An 18,822-nucleotide genomic window follows, 5' to 3' on the forward strand; every position below is an offset into this window, starting at 1 on the left:
CTTTTTAAAGTTAGTTCTCTTTTTCTTTTGATTTTAATCCTGCAAGTATTTATGTTTTTAGAACATAAGCTTTCAACCGAGAAGGTAACTTTCCAACTGGGATCTGGTGGGGAAGTAAACTTAAAGATTCATGATTAAAATCAGTAAGTATTCACCTGAAGTCGGGAATGAAATAATTACAAAAGCACGCTGTTATATGAGAATTTATAATTTTCTAACATCTAACATCTAACATCTAACATCTAACATCTACGAAACCCCCGAAATACTCTCTGCAGCCACCTGTCGATCGACTTTCCTCAGTAAGCCTTGTAGCACTTTACCTGGTCCTACTTCCGTAAACTCAGTAGCACCATCGGCTAGCATTTGCTTTAGGGTTTGAGTCCATTTCACCGGAGCGGTAAGCTGCTCAATCAAATTGGTTTTAATGGCCTCAGGATCAGATACAGCATTGGCCGTCACATTTTGGTAAACGGGACAGATTGGTGTATGAAAAGTAGTCGATTCAATCGCTTTGGCTAGCTCTTCCCTTGCTGGAAGCATGAGTGGAGAATGAAAGGCCCCGCCTACAGGCAGCATTAGGGCACGCTTGGCGCCTTTTTCTTTGAGCAATTCACAGGCGCGTTCTACGGCTTCAGAAGCACCAGAGATGACCAGCTGACCTGGTGAATTGTAATTGGCAGGAACCACAACCCCATCTACAGATTGGCAAACTTCTTCTACCGCTTCATCTTCCAATCCTAAAATCGCGGCCATAGACGATGGATTTTTCTCACAGGCAGCCTGCATACTTAGGGCGCGTTTATGGACTAGTTTTAAAGCGTCTTCAAACTCCAAAGTTCTATTAGCGACAAGCGCAGAAAATTCGCCTAGCGAATGCCCAGCGACCATATCCGGCTTAAAGGAGTCGCCTAAGACCTTACTCAATATCACAGAGTGAAGAAAAATAGCTGGTTGAGTGACTTTAGTTTGTTTGAGATCGTTGGCAGAGCCTTCAAACATAATTTTCGAAATATCGAAGCCTAAGATGTTATTAGCTTTTTCAAATAAGTCTCGTGCTTCTTTTGATGATTGGTATAGGTCCTGACCCATTCCTGTATATTGTGCGCCTTGACCTGGAAATATATAAGCTTTCATAATGTTATTTTTTTTGTTGAATTTCAAAGATAGTATTTTGATAGTGTATGGAGGAATATGAGTTTTAGTTTTTGCGTTTCAGTGAATAGTGACTAGTGAGTCATAAGCTCCTCGTCTGAGTTTATCTTAAGCAAAGTCGAAAGGTTCTCGACTTCGCTCGAACTTGAAACAGGAGGATTCTCGACTAAGATTATCTTGAGCATAGACGAAAGGCAAAGTTGAAATAGTTTCTTGATAATAAGAATCTGAGGTGAGGTTTTTCTCGACACCCTCCTTGATCCCTGTCTGCAAAAAGGCAGGCTCCCTTACTTCGACAAGCTCAGCACATGCTAGGGAGGATATTTGTGCTTACGATCCTCTTGAGGCGGTGCATTGAGCTAAGTCGAAATGGGATGATAGGGGTGTTTAGTTGATTTAGAGCTATAAAGTAGTTGAAGTAGAAAAAGATATCACTTGAGTTCATCTTGAGCAAGGTCGAAAGGTTTGGAACATAAAAATTTTAGTTATATACTTAGATTTCGTTTTTATACAGAGTTTTTAATAAACCTTAAAATAAGGTGTGTTTGAACATCGAGCGGAGTCGAGATGGAGCTTAAACACTACTCATTTTATCTTGAGCTATGGTCGGTACGAACTAGAAACAGTTCCTCTACACCCACCATGTTACTCCCTCAAGGAGAGAAACAATAGATTATCCACTCGAAGCACTAATATAAGTTTAGATTCAAATTTTAATTCATGAGAACAAACAAAATTTTAACACCTGTCAATTCTTTAACAATTCAATATTATTCCTATGTTTGTAGCATGTTTCAAAAAATAAACAATTCTTGGTGGTGGTCTGTATTACGTCAAACGTCGTGATCTAGATCCTGCTATGTATATATTTCATAAAGGCTTGTCAAATCACGACAGGCCTTTTTTAATTTTAAATACTTTGAGTCCTAAACTATGAGTTATTCTTTAAAAACCACCTACAAAAAGCTGCTTGCCGATACCTTTACGCCGGTTAGCGCTTATCTTAAAATACGGGATAAGTATCCCCATTCTCTGCTTCTGGAAAGCAGCGATTACCACACCAATGATAACAGTTTTAGTTACATCTGCTGTAACCCTATCGCGCATTTCAAAGTAGAACACGAGCAGATTGAGCTGAAATATCCTGATGGGACTTTTAAACAAATAGAGATAGATCAAAGCATCAACGTCGCCGATGAGCTTAAGAAGTATCTGGCCGAATTTGAAGTGGAAGACCATGATTTCAAATTTCTCACGCAAGGGCTGTTTGGATTTACGACTTACGATGCCGTGCGTTATTTTGAAAATTTAAGCATTGATAAAAGCAGAGCAAAGTTAGGTTTACCAGATATGTTGTACAGCGTGTTTCAAAATGTGATTGTGATCAATCATTTCAACGATGAAGCTTATGTCTTCAATCACGCCTACGATGGCACCGATCGTATTCCTGAATTAAAATCTCTCTTAAAAAATCAGAATTATACCGAGTACGATTTTCAATTGGACGGTGAAGAGGAATCACCGATTACCGATGAAGAGTTTATGGAGTATGTGACCAAGGCTAAAGCCCATTGCCAGCGAGGTGATGTTTTCCAGATGGTCATGTCACGCCGCTTTTCTCAAGGATTTAAAGGCGACGAATTCAATGTGTATCGTAAATTGAGAAGCATCAATCCGAGTCCGTATTTATTCTACTTCGACTTTGGAAATTACAAGATTTTTGGAAGCTCACCGGAAGCTCACCTCGTTGTTCAGGAGGGTAAAGCCGAAATCCATCCTATCGCAGGTACGTTTAAGCGAACCGGAAACGATCAGGAAGATGCGGCCATGGCCTTAAAGCTATCTGAAGATGAAAAAGAAAATTCTGAGCACGTGATGTTAGTGGATTTGGCCAGAAATGATCTGAGCCGAAATGGTAAACACGTCAACGTGGAAACTTATAAAGAAGTGCAATACTTTTCTCACGTGATTCACCTGGTGAGTAAAGTGACCGCTGAGGTCAATCCAGAAGATAGTTTAAAATTACTGGGCGACACCTTTCCCGCCGGAACATTAAGTGGTGCGCCAAAACACATGGCCATGTCCCTCATTGAGAAGTATGAAAACATCTGTCGAGAGGCCTACGGTGGAGCTTTGGGTGTGATAGATTTTAATGGTAATATGAATCAGGCCATCATCATTCGTAGTTTTGTGAGTAAAGACATGAAGTTACACTACCAGGCCGGAGCAGGCGTGGTAAGCGACAGTACCGAAGAAAACGAATTACAGGAAGTCATCAATAAACTTGGAGCTTTACGTAAAGCTTTAGATCAATCATAAAAACCATGAAGAACATACTAGTCATAGATAATTACGATTCTTTTGTGTATAACCTTGTACACTATCTGGAAGAATTTGACGCTAAAGTTACGGTGAAGCGTAACGATGAAGTCGATCTCGATGAGGTGGCTCATTACGACAAGATCTTGCTTTCTCCCGGACCAGGTATTCCCGACGAAGCAGGCCAATTAAAGGCGATCATCAAAGCCTATGCTCACGACAAACCCATGCTTGGGGTGTGTTTAGGTCAGCAAGCGATCATGGAAGTCTTTGGTGGCGAATTGCTGAATTTGGACAAGGTTCACCACGGTGTGGCGACTGAAATCAAAATGCTGGTAGAAGACGAGGTGCTTTACCAAGGCTTACCCCAAACCATGATGGTAGGCCGTTACCACTCCTGGGTGGTGAAGCAGAACTTGCCAGATTGTCTGATAGCCACTTCGGTGGACGAGCAGGGTCAGATCATGTCGCTTCGACATAGAGACTACGACATCAGAGCGGTTCAATTCCATCCGGAATCGGTATTGACGCCAGAAGGCAAACAAATGATTAAAAATTGGATTGAAAGCTAAGTGCACCTTAAATTATTGAACATGAAAGATATACTTAACCGACTTATACAACAGGAACAGCTTTCAAAAGAAGAGGCTAAAGGGGTATTGCTCCAAATCTCTAACGGAGAATTTAGCGATCTTCAGATCGCCTCCTTTCTTACCGTGTTTATGATGCGAAGCATCAGCGTGGAAGAACTGGAAGGTTTTAGAGATGCGCTTCTGGAACTTTGCATTCCAGTCGATTTTCAAGGCGAAACCGTGATGGATTTATGTGGCACCGGTGGTGATGGGCAAAATACCTTCAATGTCTCCACAGCAGCCTCCTTTGTGGTCGCCGCCATGGGAGTGAAAGTGGCAAAGCACGGTAATTATGGAGTGTCTTCGGTAAGTGGAAGTTCCAACGTGCTGGAAGCGATGGGGATTAAATTTTCAAATGAACAGGGCTTTTTAGACCGATGTCTTAATGAAGCCAATATTGCCATTCTTCACGCACCCCTCTTTCATCCAGCCATGAAAAACGTAGCACCCATCAGAAAATCACTGGCTTTAAAAACCTTTTTTAATATGCTAGGGCCTATGGTGAATCCGGCAAAACCAGACTTACAATTGGTAGGGGTTTACGATCTGGAGCTTTTGAGGAAGTACCATTATCTGTATCAGAAAACCGATAAGACCTATTGCATTTTACATGATTTGAATCGCTACGATGAAATTTCACTAACGGCTAAAACCAAGTGTGTCACCAAGACTCAGGAAATCTTTCTTTCTGCTGAAGATTTTGGAGTGCTCCCTGTCTCAAAAGAGGAAATTTATGGGGGCGATACGGTTGAAAGTGCAGCTGATATTTTTAATCAAATCCTGAGTGGAAAAGGTACCGAGGCACAAAATAATGTAGTTTGTGCTAATGCTGCCGCGGCTATTTCAACCGCCAAACCTATCTCTATGGATGAAGCTTTTGTGGAAGCCAAATCCATCCTTAAAGGTGGCAAAGCCCTTGAAGTCTTGAATCAATTAAAAACCATCAGTCAGTCATGAAACAGATTTTAGAAGAAATCATAGGCTACCAACAATTGGTAGTTAATCTTAAGAAAAAAACGATGCCGGTAGAGGTCTTGACTTCTTTCCCTGAATTTAAAGCAGCCACGAGAAGCTTAAAGCAAGCAGTGGCCAATTCAGAATTAGGCATTATCGCAGAATTTAAAAGACGCTCGCCGAGTAAAGAAACCATCAACTTGAAAGCAGATGTCATGGAAATCGCTCAAAGCTACGAGCAAATGGGAGCTGCAGGTATGTCAGTACTGACGAATCAGCGGTATTTTGGAGGGAGTCTGGAGGATTTACAATTGGCGAAGTCAGTTTGTAGCCTGCCGATCCTTCGGAAAGACTTTATGGTAGATCCTTACCAAATTTATGAAGCCAAAACCTACGGCGCCGATGCCATTCTGTTGATTGCTAATGCGCTGTCTCCAGAGAAGCTGGAAGAACTAGCGATTTTAGCTCACGAGTTAGGCCTAGAGATTTTGTTTGAAATCCATGAGGCCGAAGAAATCAAGAAACTAGATCCAAAGCATATTGATCTCATTGGGGTGAATAACCGAAACCTCAGAACTTTTGAAGTCGATCTTCAGCAGGGACTAGACATGTTGCCGCATCTGCCTTCAGAATTATTGAAAATTTCAGAGAGTGGTATTCAGGATCAAGAAACTATCGGGAAACTTATTCATCAGGGATTTAACGGTGTGTTGGTAGGTGAATTTTTTATGAAACAAAATTCTTTAGAGTCTAATACCAAAGAGCTATGAAAGTGAAAGTCTGTGGGATGAAGCATCCAGAAAATATAAAGGCCCTGGCAGAATTGGGTATCGATTATATGGGCTTCATATTTTACAAAAAATCACCTCGTTTTGCAGAAAACCCTGTCGAGTTGCCAGAGCGAATTCAAAAAGTAGGGGTGTTTGTGAATGAAAGCATTGAATCTATCCTTGAAAAAGTCGGAAGTTTTGGTTTAGATATAGTTCAGTTGCACGGTCATGAAACGCCAGAATTCTGTGAGGAGCTCAATCAGGCTTTAGCCAAATCAGGACATGCTGAGGTGAAACTATGGAAAGTCTTTTCCATTAAAACCGCTTCAGATTTTGAAGGTATAGAAGCCTATAGCTTTTATGTTCACGGTTACTTACTGGATACCAAAGGCCAATATCGAGGAGGAAACGGTGAAAAATTTGACTGGCAGTTGCTAGAGAAACAGAATTTCTCTAAGCCTGTGATATTGAGTGGAGGAATTGGTTTAGATGATGCTGCGGAAGTCAGTCATCTGTATAAACAAGGATTGATTGCCGGCGTGGATATCAACTCTGGATTTGAAGAGGCCCCTGGATTAAAAAAAGAAACAGAAATACATAAATTTTTACAAAACCTTAGAACCTATGAGCAAGTTTAGTGTCAATGAAAAGGGATTTTACGGTGATTTTGGTGGAGCTTACATCCCCGAATTGTTGTATCCCAATGTGGAAGAATTAAGACAGAACTACAAGCAGATTATTGCGACTGAAGATTTTCAGAAGCAATTCAAGCAGTTGCTGAAAGACTATGTGGGTAGACCTACCCCTTTGTATCTGGCCGAGAACCTAAGTGAAAAATACAAGACCAAGATCTATTTAAAACGTGAGGATTTGTGTCATACCGGAGCTCATAAAATCAATAATACAGTGGGTCAGATTCTTCTGGCTAAAGCTCTGGGTAAAAACCGCATCATCGCTGAAACTGGTGCCGGTCAGCACGGTGTGGCTACGGCCACCGTTTGTGCGCTGATGGGTCTGGAATGTATCGTATATATGGGAGCCGTTGACATTGAGCGACAATCGCCTAACGTAGCGCGAATGAAAATGCTGGGAGCCAAAGTGGTTTCGGCGACCTCTGGAAGTAAAACGCTGAAGGATGCCACCAATGAAGCGATACGCGACTGGATCAACCATCCAAAGGACACGCATTACATCATCGGTTCGGTGGTAGGACCACACCCTTACCCAGATATGGTTACTGAATTGCAGAGTGTCATTTCCAAGGAAGTAAAAGCCCAGATGCTGGAGAAAGAAGGTCGGGAGTTGCCAGATTACGTCATCGCCTGTGTCGGTGGTGGAAGTAATGCAGCCGGACTGTTTGCTGACTTTATGGATCACGAAGATGTCGGTATCATAGGAGTGGAAGCTTCAGGAAAAGGGGTGGAAACCACCGAATCTGCGGCTACCACTATTTTGGGACGCGAAGGCATCATCCACGGCAGTAAAACCCTCTTGATGCAAAACACCGATGGGCAGATTACCGAGCCGTATTCTATTTCTGCAGGTTTGGATTATCCAGGTATCGGACCTCTGCATGCGCATCTGTTTAAAACTGGACGAGGTAAGTTTGTGTCGATCACCGATGCGGAAGCCATGGAAAAAGGACTGGAGCTAAGCCGTATGGAAGGCATCATTCCGGCGATTGAAACCGCTCATGCCTTTGCGATTTTCAAATATCTGAATTTCAAAGAAGATGATGTGCTGGTTTTTAACTGCTCCGGGCGTGGAGATAAGGATCTAGAGACCTACAGGCAGTATTTTGGGTACTAGAACGTAGGCTTTAGGTGGTAGGGTTTTGGAAAAGAGAGCAAAGAGTCAGGAACCAAGAAACAAGACAAAATTGATTAGAACTAAGTGCCCTTCGTGCCTCCGTGTTAGAATTGCACCACAAAGGCACAGAGATCACAGAGAAAAGTTTAAAACTTGGTGTCCTTCGTGACTCCGTGGTAAGAAAAAAACATGAAACAGAGAATACCGAAACTATTGAAACTACACCTCTGTGAACTTAGCGACTTTGCGGTGAGATAAAATTTGAAGGCTAATGTTTCACCACAGAGGAACGAAGAGCACTGAGAAAAATGATATTTTAAAACTTGGTGACCTCTGTGACTTTGTGGTAAAAAATGCATCTGATAAAATAAAAAAGAACGATAATTTATAACGCAATTATCGAACGATAACAAACTTAACTAACACATGAATAGAATAAATAAAGCTTTAGCACAAGACAAAAAATTGATTTCCATTTACTTCACCGCTGGCTATCCAAAGTTGGAAGACACGACCGAAGTCATTAAGCGACTAACAGCTGCAGGTACCGACGTAATTGAAATCGGTTTGCCTTACAGCGACCCTTTAGCCGACGGACCGGTGATTCAAAAAAGCTCGGAGCAGGCCCTTAGAAATGGGATGAGTACCCAGGTTTTATTTGACCAGTTAAAGGGTATTCGCGATACTGTAGATATTCCCCTGATCGTGATGGGTTATTTCAATGCGATGCTGCAATATGGCGTTGAAGATTTTTGCAAGGAATGCGAGGCGATTGGGATCGACGGAATCATTATGCCCGATTTGCCAATTGATATTTTTGAGAGGGATTATAAGGCATTGTTTGATGATCATGGGTTGAAGTTTGTACCCCTGATTACCCCAGAAACTTCAGAGGAGCGTATCCAAACCATCGATGCGCTTGGCGATAGCTTTGTGTATATGGTCAGTTCGTCTAGTACTACAGGAGGTGAAAAGGGATTTGGTGAAGAAGCCATGTCGTATTTTAAACGCATTTCCGATATGCAGCTAAGCAACAAACTGATGGTAGGCTTTGGGATTAAAGATGCTTTGAGCTTCGAGCAGGCCAGTCGACACACCAGTGGCTGTATCATTGGTTCGGAATTTATTCGAAGATTGACTAATGAAGGCATGGAGGGGATTGAGCCGTTTATTAAGTCGCTGAAACAGTGATTAGTGAATAGTGAATAGTGAGTAGTTTTCAATGGTTAGTCAATAGTGAATAGTGAATAGTGAGTAGTGAATAGTGATTAGTCAATAGTGAATAGTGAATAGTGATTAGTGAATAGTGATTAGTAAATAGTGACTAGTGACTAGTGAATAGTTTTTTTTGAGGGTTGATGGGTTTCAGTTTACGCGTCTGTCATTCTGAACAAAATGCAATGAAGTGAAGAATCTGTTCTTATCGCTAAACATTTAGATTCCTTGCCCGCCTCAGGCGGGATAATCAGAATTATAGTTTTTTGTATTGTTTTGCAGCTTTAATTGTTTCTTGTTTCTTAATATTCTAATATACGAATAATTGAATTTACACCTCTTTATTGTCAAATCCATTCATTAAATAAAAGGTTGCTTACTATTTTCATTGTTATTACAATTTATGAAGGCAATAGGATTTTAGAGAGCTTATTTGTATTTTTACGAAAGGCTTAGTATGAAAAAAGAGGAACTCATTGATAAAGCAGTTGAAAAAATTAATCGCCTGCCTAATAACAAGATTCAAGAAGTAAGTGATTTTATTGATTTTCTGTTAGCTAAAATTGATAATCAAGTCATGGTTGACAATGCTCAGCGCTTATCTTCAGAATCATCTTCCTTCGATTTTTTAGAAGAGGAAGAAAACCTTTACAGTATTTCAGATCTTAAAGAGTATTACAAGTGAAAAAAGGTGATATTGTTTTACTGCCTTTTCCTTTCACAGATTTATCTCGTACTAAAAACAAACCCGCCTTAATTCTAATTTCAACAGATGAGGATGTCACTATTTGCTTCATAACAACTCAGCTAAAATGACAATCCGAACTTGATATCCAACTAAAGCCATCTGAAAGCAATGGTTTAAAAAGGGAGTCTCTTATTAGATTAAATAAGTTTGCAACGGTGAATAAAGATTTGATTTTAGGTAGATTAGGCTGCTTGGAGGATGCTGAATTAAAGCGTGTGAATATTTCACTTCTTCGCATTTTAAAACTTGATACTTAGAATTATAATTTTTAAATTTTACTCCCGACCTGCCTTTGCCAAGGAAACGCTGGCAGGCTCACGATTCACGACCTGCCTTTACGTTATCCTATCTATTTGAGTCAGGGGATTCCTCGTCGAAGCAAAAAGCTTCTCTGTCGGAATGACAAGCAACACTGTCATTCTGAAGGAGCTATTTTGCGACTGAAGAATCTATTTATAAAAAACATGAATTTCATGCACTCGCCATTGAATTGCAGGAAGGCAACTAATTAATGAATATCGAATACTGAATATCGAATAGTAAAGTAAAATTATCTAAAACCTACTGCCTAACACCTACAATCCACTACCCACTCTACCACTATACCATTACACTATTACACCATTTCCCGAATATCGAATACTGAATATCGAATAGTAAAGTAAAATTACCTAAAACCAAGTGCCTAACACCTATAACCCACTACCCACTCTACCACTATACCATTACACTATTACACCATTTCCCGTTTACTGACACCTCAATACCTAGAACAGAAAACCCACTCACGATTCACGACTCACGAATCACTATAAATCCAACAAATAATGTAAATTTGGCACAGAATTAAGAACTAAAAACCAATCTCAATTTCGCTGTCTTCGTATATTTTTATAAGCCTGGCGACGTTGAATGATAGATAATTGCACCCTTTATGGATTATTCCAAAACTTCCTCTCAAGACTCCGATTGGTTATACGAGATTAAAGCTGAAAAGCCCCTGTTTGACTTTAATTTCAAAGAGATCTGGAGGTACCGCGATTTGTTAGTTTTATTTGTCAAACGCGACATTGTCACTGTCTATAAGCAAACCGTACTCGGGCCGCTTTGGTTTTTGATTCAGCCGCTATTTACCTCGGTGATCTTTACCCTGGTGTTTAACAATGTTGCCAATATTCAGACGGGGGCTGTCCCCAGTTTTTTGTTTAACTTAGCCGGAATTACCGCCTGGACTTATTTTAAAGAATGCCTCACCGGTACCTCGGGGACTTTCACCAAAAACGCGGGAATCTTCGGAAAGGTGTATTTTCCCAGAGTGATCATGCCCATGTCAGTGACCATTTCCAATCTCTTAAAGCTGGCGATACAGCTGAGTATATTCACCGGATTTTATATCTATTTTGTAGCTTCTGGCAAACCCATTAGTCCTAATGCCAACTTACTCTTATTTCCAGCTTACGTATTTATCATGGGCTGTACAGGCTTGGGCTTAGGAATGATTTTATCGGCCATGACCACTAAGTACCGTGACTTCACCGTTCTGATTACTTTTGGAGTACAACTGCTGATGTATATCTCGGCGGTGCCTTTCCCGATGACAGAAATTTTAGAAAAGAAACCCGAATACTTTTGGGTGTTTAAATACAACCCCTTGGCGCAAATCATCGAAGGCTTCCGCTACATGACTTTGGACACCGGTTTATTTACCTGGTGGGGCTTTTTCTATGCTTTAGGCTTTTCGTTGCTGGTCTTTTTTGTGGGTCTGGCGATTTTTAATCGGACCGAGAAGAGTTTTATAGATACGGTGTAGCGCCGGAGGCGCGGTTAACAGTTGACGGTTTGATAGTGAGTAGTGAATAGTATTTAGTGAGTAGTGGATGGTTAACAGTGAATAGATAACGGTGTCTAGTGATTAGTGAGTAGTGAATAGTAAAATTACATACATCGACTCACGGATGACAATTCACGATTTACGAAAAAACGACTCACGAATCACGGGCAATAAATCACAAAAAACAAATTAATAAGTATGGACCATAAAGAGTTAGATGTTTGGAAGCAAGCCATGAAATTGACCTCTATGGCCTATGATTTAACAGATCAATTACCGAGAGCAGAAAATTTTATACTAAAGTCCCAATTTTTAAGATCAGCGATTTCGATTCCTTCAAATATTTCTGAAGGTGCTGGAAGAGACTCGGATAAAGAACTCTTAAGGTATTTAGCGATTAGTTTAGGATCTTTAGCTGAACTAGAAACTCAATACTTGATCGCTGTTGAACAGGATTACTTTAAAAATTCAATTACATTTGAAGAACAAATAATGAAAACACGAAAATTAATATTTGGATTTAGAAATTATATAAAAAGGAAAAGTAGTTAATAGTGAATAGTAAGCAGTGATTAGTGAACAGTGAGTAGTGATTAGACAAAATGCGACTCACAGAAAACAAATCACGATTCACGAGTCACAGACAACGACTCACGATTCACGAAAAAACGATTCACGGAAAAACGACTCACTACTCACGAAAAACAATTCACGATTAAGAACATGAGTAAAATTATACTAACCGCCCAAAACATCTCCAAACAATACCGCCTCGGGGTGGTAGGTACGGGGACTTTGAGCCATGACCTGAACCGCTGGTGGGCCAGTGTACGAGGTAAGGAAGATCCTTATCTAAAGATAGGGGCGGAGAACGACCGCAGCAAGAAAGCGGAAACCGATTACGTCTGGGCCTTGAGGGGCATTAACTTTGACGTATACGATGGCGACGTGCTGGGGATCATTGGGAAGAACGGTGCCGGGAAATCGACCTTGTTGAAGATCTTGTCCAGAGTCACCTCTCCTACCACGGGAAGCATCAAAACCAAAGGACGTATTGCCTCGTTACTGGAAGTGGGGACAGGCTTTCACCCGGAACTGACCGGTCGGGAAAACATTTACTTAAATGGTGCTATTCTGGGCATGACCAAAGCAGAGATTAAGGTGAAGGAAGAAGAGATCATCGACTTTTCCGGCTGTGCGATGTACATTGATACACCAGTGAAACGTTATTCCTCAGGAATGCGGGTACGTCTAGCCTTTGCGGTGGCGGCTCACCTGGAACCGGACATCCTGGTGGTGGATGAGGTCCTGGCCGTGGGCGATGCCGAATTCCAAAAAAAAGCCATTGGCAAGATGAAAGACATCTCGGGCAACGACGGCCGAACCGTTTTGTTTGTGAGCCATAATATGGCGGCGGTGAAATCTTTATGTACGCGAGGAATTGTGCTGGAGAATGGGATTTCTACTTTTGAAGGTACTGCTGAAGAATGTGTAAGTTATTACCTTAAGGGCGGCAAGAGTGAATTGAATAATAGACAAGTTTTTGAAGATATTGGTGATTCTAAACATTTCAAACTAAATGAAATAGCAATCAAAAACTCAAATCGGAATTATGATGAGCCAATAGTAGAGGACGAAGAAATAGTGTTAGAGACAAATCTGGTTATTAGCTCGGAGTCTGAACGGTATCACGTTACTTATCATTTATATAATGAACTAGGAGAAGCTATGTTTAGTCTGTCTAACAGAAGAGCAGATGTAAACCTAATTAATGGAGTAAATCATCTTAGCTGTAAATTTCCGAAAGGATTTTTACAGCCGGGAAATTTTTCGTTGAAGTTTCTTCTAATAAAAGATAGAAAAAAAGCTATTTATGTAGAAGACTCTATTATTAATTTTACAGTGGTGAATGCTGGTAGAGAACTAGGTGTGTATATGGGTAGAGAACCAGGATTTATTATTCCTGATCTGGAATGGAATCAAAACTAATTTATGATAAACGTTACCAAAACCTTTTTTCCGCCTATTGAAGATTACCAAAACCAGTTACAACGTATTTGGAACAACCAGTGGCTGACCAACAACGGGGAGTTGTATAAAGAGTTGTCTAAAAAACTTCAGGACTATCTTGGCGTCAATCAGATCATTCCTATGACCAATGGCACCTTACCGATTCAAATTGCGCTAAATGCCTATGCTAAAGAAGGCGAAGTCATCACCACGCCCTTTTCTTATGTGGCGACAACGGCCAGTATTGTTTGGGAAAAATGTACTCCTGTCTTTGTGGATATTCATCCTGAATATTTAACGATTGATGAGTCCAAAATTGAAGCGTCCATCACTGAAAAAACCACGGCCATTTTAGCGACTCATGTGTATGGCAATCCTTGTGATGTGGAAGTCATTGAAGCCATTGCCGAAAAACATAACCTAAAAGTGATTTATGATGCCGCCCATTGTTTTGGGCTGATTTATAAAGGTCAGTCGATTTTTAATTATGGGGACGTCAGCACCTGTAGCTTTCACGCCACCAAACTCTTTCATACCGGAGAAGGTGGCGCTTTATTTTGCCAGGATGAAGAAACTCGCCAAGAACTATGGTATCGACATAACTTTGGGCATGACGGACCGGAACATTACCATGGTTTAGGCATGAATGCCAAAATGAGTGAGTTACAAGCCGCGATGGGCTTAAGTGTATTGCCCTATATGGAACATATACTTAAAGAACGTCAACGGGTTTGTGAGTATTATGATGAACATTTAGATTTTACAAAACTTAGTAAACTAAAGTTAAGGGAAGGTACACAATGGAATTATGCCTATTATCCTGTCGCATTCAAAACAGAAAATGAACTTCTGAAAACCAAAGCTAAGCTAGAAGCTAAAAAAATAAATCCTAGACGTTACTTTTATCCAAGTTTAGAGGCTTTGCCCTACATAAACTCATCAGATTGTACAATAGCAATGGATACAGCGAAACGGGTGTTTTGCTTACCAGTTTATGACAGTTTAAATATCGAGGACCTTAATAAAATTGTAAGTACAATCAATGTTTAGTTCTAAAAAGCACCTATTTGTTATTGGTAATCCTAGATCGGGAACCTCCCTTTTTAGGATAATGCTTAATAGTCATAGCAAAATGACCATTCCGCCTGAGTGCGGATTTATACACTGGTGGTATGAAAAATACAAATCTTGGGACAAAGAGTATAGCATCAGTAATTTTGTAACTGATTTAAAAACATCAAAAAAAATAGAGACCTGGGATTTAGATTTTTCTGATTTAGAAAGGTTTTTACAAAAAGAAGTTCCACAGGATTACAAAGAATTAGTTTTTAAGATTACAGAATTCTATGGTCATTCAAAATTGAATAAAGCTGATCAACATGTATTAGGAGATAAAAACAATTACTATATAAAACATCTCAAAGAGATCAAAGAAATCAGTCCAGAGGCATTTTTCATATTTTTAATTAGAGATCCTAAAGCCGTATTTTCGTCGTATAAAGAAATCCAAAAACTAAAAACAGATTCAAGTTATAAACCAGACCTTTCTTTAAATGTAACTGATTTCATTGAGGAGTGGCTCAAAAACCATAAAAATATATTAGATTTCATTAATGGTTTAAAAAAGAATAAGTTTCTAATTGTCAGTTATGAACAACTGGTAGTTAAAACTGAAGATGAGTTAAGGAGAACATCTAAATTTTTAGACTTAAGGTTTGAATCTGAAATGCTAAATTACTACAAAACAAACGATGAACCTAGTGGCCTTTTAGACTGGAAACAAAAAACACTTCAACCTCCTGACCAGACTAGTATAATTATATATAAAGAAAGATTAACGCGAGATGAAATATTCAACATTGAAGCTCAGACAAATTCATTATTTAATTGCCTTTTAAATCAACAGTATCTTGAGTAAAAAAGATGTAAAGTATACAGTTAGTGTAAGGTTGATGACTTACATGCATGCACCATTTATTAAAGAGGCAATGGACGGGATTATGATGCAAAAAACTGATTTTAAATTTGAGGTTGTAGTTGGTGATGATTTTTCGACAGATGGAACGTTAGATATTATAAGAACATATTCAGAAACAAAAAATGTACATATAAAAATCCTTAAAAGAGAGAAAGGAGATGCATATTGGCAGAAGAGGCAAGAACTTGGGAGACTGTATAATTTTATTAATATCCTGGAAAATTGCTCAGGTAAATATGTGGCATTATTAGATGGTGACGACTACTGGACCGATCCTTTAAAACTACAAAAGCAGGTGGATTTTTTGGAGGAGAATGAGGACTATAGCATGTGTTTTCACAAAGCAAAAGTGATTTCAGAAGCCTCAACGATGACAACAAATATCTATGATCATCTTGAAGAAAAGGAATATTCTGGTGAAGAAATATTAAACCAATGGTCAATTCCAACAGCTTCTGTAATGTTCAGGAACAGATACGATTTGGAAATATTATCTAAACCAAATAAAGATATTTTATTTGGAGATATTTTGTTGTTTCTATTTTTAGCAACAAAAGGCAAGCTCTTTTGTTTAAAGGATGAGATGTCAGTCTACAGAAGGAATGGACAAGGAGTTTCTGTAAAAGGGAGATTTACTTCAAAACGTAAATTAATTCACTATAAGACATTGTATCAATTACTACAACCCAACTTTAAAAATGCTTTAGAGAATTTGGTCATCAAGTACCTCATTAAAGTAATTCATTACGAATTAGATAACCGTAATTTTATGCAAGGTTTTGTCTATAGCAAGGAACTGTTGTTTTTGAGGCCTAAGGCGTTAAAGGATAAAGTTTTAAAAAAAAGAATTAAAAATGTTCTGAATTTTAATTGATTTAGGACATCTTTACCGGCTTAAAAGATTCTTTAATGGATACTACTAATGATGTAGTTTTATCAATTTGTATTACAACCTACAATCACGAAAAGTTTATTAAGCAAACTTTAGACGGTGTCTTTATGCAAAAATTAGATGCAACTGTAGAGGTAATTATTTACAATGATGCCTCTACAGATAACTCAGATAAAATTATAAGAGATGCAATAAAAGATCGTGCGAATGTTAGGTATATGGTTCAAGCTAAAAATAAAGGAATTGCTGGTAATTTTACGGACTCCATTAAAGCGGCTAGAGGTAAGTATGTAGCGGTTCTAGACGGCGATGACTATTGGATTGATGAATATAAGCTACAAAAACAAATTGAATTTTTAGAGGCTCACCCAGAATGCAAAGGATGCTTTACAGATACTCTGGTTAAAAACGAGATGGAAGATAGTCTTACTTCTGTTGGGGCTTTAAAATCAAAACATAAGAGGCATATCAATTTAGAAAATTTGGAACATGGAGGGTTTTGGATTCCTACCTCTACTTTTGTTTACAAAAACGAGGCCTTGAAACAACCTTTACCTCAAATCTACCAACAGATTAAAATGGTGGACATCTTTTTATTTTATTTGATTTTGGAGCAGGGGACTTTAGGGTATATAGATGAGGTGACGGCTGTGTATAGAAAACACGATTCTGGGGAGTGGTCTGGGTTGGACAGTTTGAAGAAACTTGATTTTAGAATTGATAATCTAACAAAAATGCAGATTCATTTTAGTGAACATCCAGTTTTGGGAGAAATATTCAACAACAGAGCAAAGAGCCAGAAGAAAAAGAAACGTAATTTTAAAAAACAGAATGTTCTTGGCTCTATAAAAAATATTTTAAAGGGCAACTTTAACTAATTTAATTTTTTGATGTTTCATAAACTCATCCAAAACTATATCAACTATTTTCCAAGACCTATCCAAAGGGTTTACAGCCGGATAAGGTTAAAAAGAAATTATAACCCAGATCAGTATAAAAATCCTGTGTATCAGTCCTCGTTGGGTGCTTTACATTATTATAAATGTATATTTATCCATATTCCTAAAAATGCTGGAATATCTGTCAGTTATACCTTGTTTGGAAATACGGGAGGTAGCCATAGAAAGTTAATTGATTATCAGCGTATTTTTGGAAAAAAAACAGTTAGCAAGTATTATAAATTTTCTTTTGTGAGAAATCCTTGGGATAGGTTGGTTTCTACCTATTTTTTTTTAATTAACGGGGGTTTGACAAATCGGGATAAAAAATGGACAGAAGAGCACATTTCTGATTATAAAGACTTTACAGATTTTGTTTTGAACTGGGTTCAAATAGAGCAAGTAAATACCTCCTTGCACTTTCAGGAGCAGCACCGGTTTTTAACCAATCATAAAGGTGAACTAGATGTTGATTTTTTGGGAAGATTTGAAACTTTAGACCAGGATTTTCAAAAAGTATGTCAACATTTGCAGCTGGACAGATCTCTGAGAAAAACCAATAGCTCTAAACGAAAAAACGATTATAGGAGTTACTATAACGACGAGACTAAAGCTGTTGTAGAGAATGTGTACGCTAAAGATATCCAATTGTTTAACTATTCATTTTAATGAAATCCATCCTCCTTATTATTCCTTATTTTGGACAATGGCCTATTTGGTTTGAGGCCTACTTAGTGTCTGTGAGAGCCAACCCCAGTATTCATTGGTTATGCCCGACCGATTGTGACTTGCCAAAAGACTATCCTACAAACCTCAAATTTTTAAAGACAAGCTTACCTAAGCTTAACCACCAGGTCAACCAAGTCGTAAATGCTGAGGTGCCACTAACTCCACGAAAGTTCTGTGATTTAAAACCAGCCTATGGAGAAATTTTTCAAGACGAAGTTAAAAACTATGACTTTTGGGGCTTTTGTGATATGGATATTATCTGGGGAGATATTAGAAAATTCATGACTCCAGAAATTCTAGAAAATCATGATATAATTTCTAGCCGTAAAGAAAACATCTCAGGACATTTTAACCTGTTTCGAAATACCCCTGAACTCAACCAACTTTATAAAAAAGTGCCCGATTACCAAAACCTATTTGAACAAGAGCGTTTTATGTGGTTTGATGAACAGGTGTTATCCAATTACTTGAGGGTCGCTCAGCACGATTTTACGATAAAATGGGATAAGATTTTATGTAATCAAGAAAAAGGTAGAGATTCACATCAGGAATATGAGTTGAATCGCTGGTTGTGGAATGATGGTCAACTTATAAATACTAAGACCCGAGAAGAAGTGATGTATCTTCATTTTATCAACTGGAAACGAACGATGAAGTTTTGTGAAATTAGCTATATAGATCCTCCTAAACCTTTTTATGTGTCATATATAGGGATGCATTATCACCCCTTTTCAAAGCTTAATTTGGTGTTGAACGATTTTAAAAATTTGTTTTTTGGGTATGAGATGATTTTGAAACGAAAAAGAGTTACTAACAAAATAGTAAAGAAATTTAGAAAATAA

The 18,822-nt window shown here is 38.8% G+C and carries 19 protein-coding genes; 18 read left to right on the forward strand and 1 reads right to left on the reverse strand.

Features of this window, described 5'->3' with window-relative positions:
- Window positions 1-249 precede the first annotated feature (249 nt).
- On the reverse strand, window positions 250-1,137 hold the full coding sequence (gene fabD, locus F598_RS0109600) for an ACP S-malonyltransferase (RefSeq protein ID WP_019038835.1): 888 nt from the start codon (window positions 1,135-1,137) through the stop codon (window positions 250-252).
- 951 nt (window positions 1,138-2,088) lie between these two features.
- On the opposite strand from fabD, the gene F598_RS0109605 reads away from it, so the two are divergent.
- The 18 genes from F598_RS0109605 to F598_RS0109695 all read left to right on the forward strand — a co-directional run bounded on the left by F598_RS0109605 (window position 2,089) and on the right by F598_RS0109695 (window position 18,822).
- On the forward strand, window positions 2,089-3,474 hold the full coding sequence (locus tag F598_RS0109605) for an anthranilate synthase component I family protein (RefSeq protein WP_019038836.1): 1,386 nt from the start codon (window positions 2,089-2,091) through the stop codon (window positions 3,472-3,474).
- A gap of 5 nt (window positions 3,475-3,479) precedes the next feature.
- The gene (locus F598_RS0109610; protein WP_019038837.1) at window positions 3,480-4,046 is read left to right on the forward strand and encodes an anthranilate synthase component II; all 567 of its coding nucleotides are present in this window, start codon (window positions 3,480-3,482) and stop codon (window positions 4,044-4,046) included.
- 21 nt (window positions 4,047-4,067) lie between these two features.
- Window positions 4,068-5,063 (forward strand): anthranilate phosphoribosyltransferase, encoded by a 996-nt coding sequence (trpD, locus tag F598_RS0109615; RefSeq protein WP_019038838.1) that lies wholly within the window; start codon window positions 4,068-4,070, stop codon window positions 5,061-5,063.
- On the forward strand, window positions 5,060-5,830 hold the full coding sequence (gene trpC, locus F598_RS0109620; RefSeq protein ID WP_019038839.1) for an indole-3-glycerol phosphate synthase TrpC: 771 nt from the start codon (window positions 5,060-5,062) through the stop codon (window positions 5,828-5,830). The genes trpD and trpC overlap by 4 nt, the downstream gene beginning before the upstream one ends.
- Entirely contained in the window at window positions 5,827-6,468 is a 642-nt protein-coding gene (locus F598_RS0109625; protein ID WP_019038840.1) for a phosphoribosylanthranilate isomerase, read from the forward strand. Before trpC ends, F598_RS0109625 begins: the two co-directional genes overlap by 4 nt.
- Complete coding sequence (gene trpB, locus F598_RS0109630) at window positions 6,455-7,639, forward strand: tryptophan synthase subunit beta (RefSeq protein WP_019038841.1); 1,185 nt, start codon at window positions 6,455-6,457, stop codon at window positions 7,637-7,639. The genes F598_RS0109625 and trpB overlap by 14 nt, the downstream gene beginning before the upstream one ends.
- Window positions 7,640-8,065: 426 nt before the next feature.
- Window positions 8,066-8,830 (forward strand): tryptophan synthase subunit alpha, encoded by a 765-nt coding sequence (trpA, locus tag F598_RS0109640; protein ID WP_019038843.1) that lies wholly within the window; start codon window positions 8,066-8,068, stop codon window positions 8,828-8,830.
- 481 nt (window positions 8,831-9,311) lie between these two features.
- Window positions 9,312-9,539, forward strand: a complete 228-nt coding sequence (locus F598_RS0109645) for a DUF2281 domain-containing protein (protein ID WP_019038844.1) — start codon at window positions 9,312-9,314, stop codon at window positions 9,537-9,539.
- A gap of 146 nt (window positions 9,540-9,685) precedes the next feature.
- Complete coding sequence (locus tag F598_RS15825; protein ID WP_425413769.1) at window positions 9,686-9,859, forward strand: hypothetical protein; 174 nt, start codon at window positions 9,686-9,688, stop codon at window positions 9,857-9,859.
- 677 nt (window positions 9,860-10,536) lie between these two features.
- Window positions 10,537-11,412, forward strand: a complete 876-nt coding sequence (locus F598_RS0109655) for an ABC transporter permease (protein ID WP_019038845.1) — start codon at window positions 10,537-10,539, stop codon at window positions 11,410-11,412.
- A 219-nt stretch (window positions 11,413-11,631) separates the two neighbouring features.
- Window positions 11,632-11,985, forward strand: a complete 354-nt coding sequence (locus F598_RS0109660) for a four helix bundle protein (protein ID WP_019038846.1) — start codon at window positions 11,632-11,634, stop codon at window positions 11,983-11,985.
- A 171-nt stretch (window positions 11,986-12,156) separates the two neighbouring features.
- Window positions 12,157-13,422, forward strand: coding sequence for an ABC transporter ATP-binding protein (locus F598_RS0109665; RefSeq protein WP_019038847.1), 1,266 nt, complete (start codon window positions 12,157-12,159; stop codon window positions 13,420-13,422).
- A 3-nt stretch (window positions 13,423-13,425) separates the two neighbouring features.
- Window positions 13,426-14,493, forward strand: a complete 1,068-nt coding sequence (locus F598_RS0109670; RefSeq protein ID WP_019038848.1) for a DegT/DnrJ/EryC1/StrS family aminotransferase — start codon at window positions 13,426-13,428, stop codon at window positions 14,491-14,493.
- Window positions 14,486-15,361 (forward strand): sulfotransferase family protein, encoded by an 876-nt coding sequence (locus F598_RS0109675; protein WP_033408599.1) that lies wholly within the window; start codon window positions 14,486-14,488, stop codon window positions 15,359-15,361. Before F598_RS0109670 ends, F598_RS0109675 begins: the two co-directional genes overlap by 8 nt.
- Window positions 15,354-16,295, forward strand: a complete 942-nt coding sequence (locus tag F598_RS14575) for a glycosyltransferase (protein WP_019038850.1) — start codon at window positions 15,354-15,356, stop codon at window positions 16,293-16,295. Before F598_RS0109675 ends, F598_RS14575 begins: the two co-directional genes overlap by 8 nt.
- Window positions 16,296-16,330: 35 nt before the next feature.
- Entirely contained in the window at window positions 16,331-17,191 is an 861-nt protein-coding gene (locus tag F598_RS14955) for a glycosyltransferase family 2 protein (RefSeq protein WP_019038851.1), read from the forward strand.
- A gap of 12 nt (window positions 17,192-17,203) precedes the next feature.
- Entirely contained in the window at window positions 17,204-17,920 is a 717-nt protein-coding gene (locus F598_RS0109690) for a sulfotransferase family 2 domain-containing protein (protein WP_019038852.1), read from the forward strand.
- Window positions 17,920-18,822, forward strand: a complete 903-nt coding sequence (locus tag F598_RS0109695) for a DUF6625 family protein (protein ID WP_019038853.1) — start codon at window positions 17,920-17,922, stop codon at window positions 18,820-18,822. Before F598_RS0109690 ends, F598_RS0109695 begins: the two co-directional genes overlap by 1 nt.

Origin of the sequence: Psychroflexus tropicus DSM 15496, assembly GCF_000378765.1 — a bacterium.
In the GTDB taxonomy this organism is placed as follows: Bacteria; Bacteroidota; Bacteroidia; order Flavobacteriales; family Flavobacteriaceae; genus Psychroflexus; species Psychroflexus tropicus.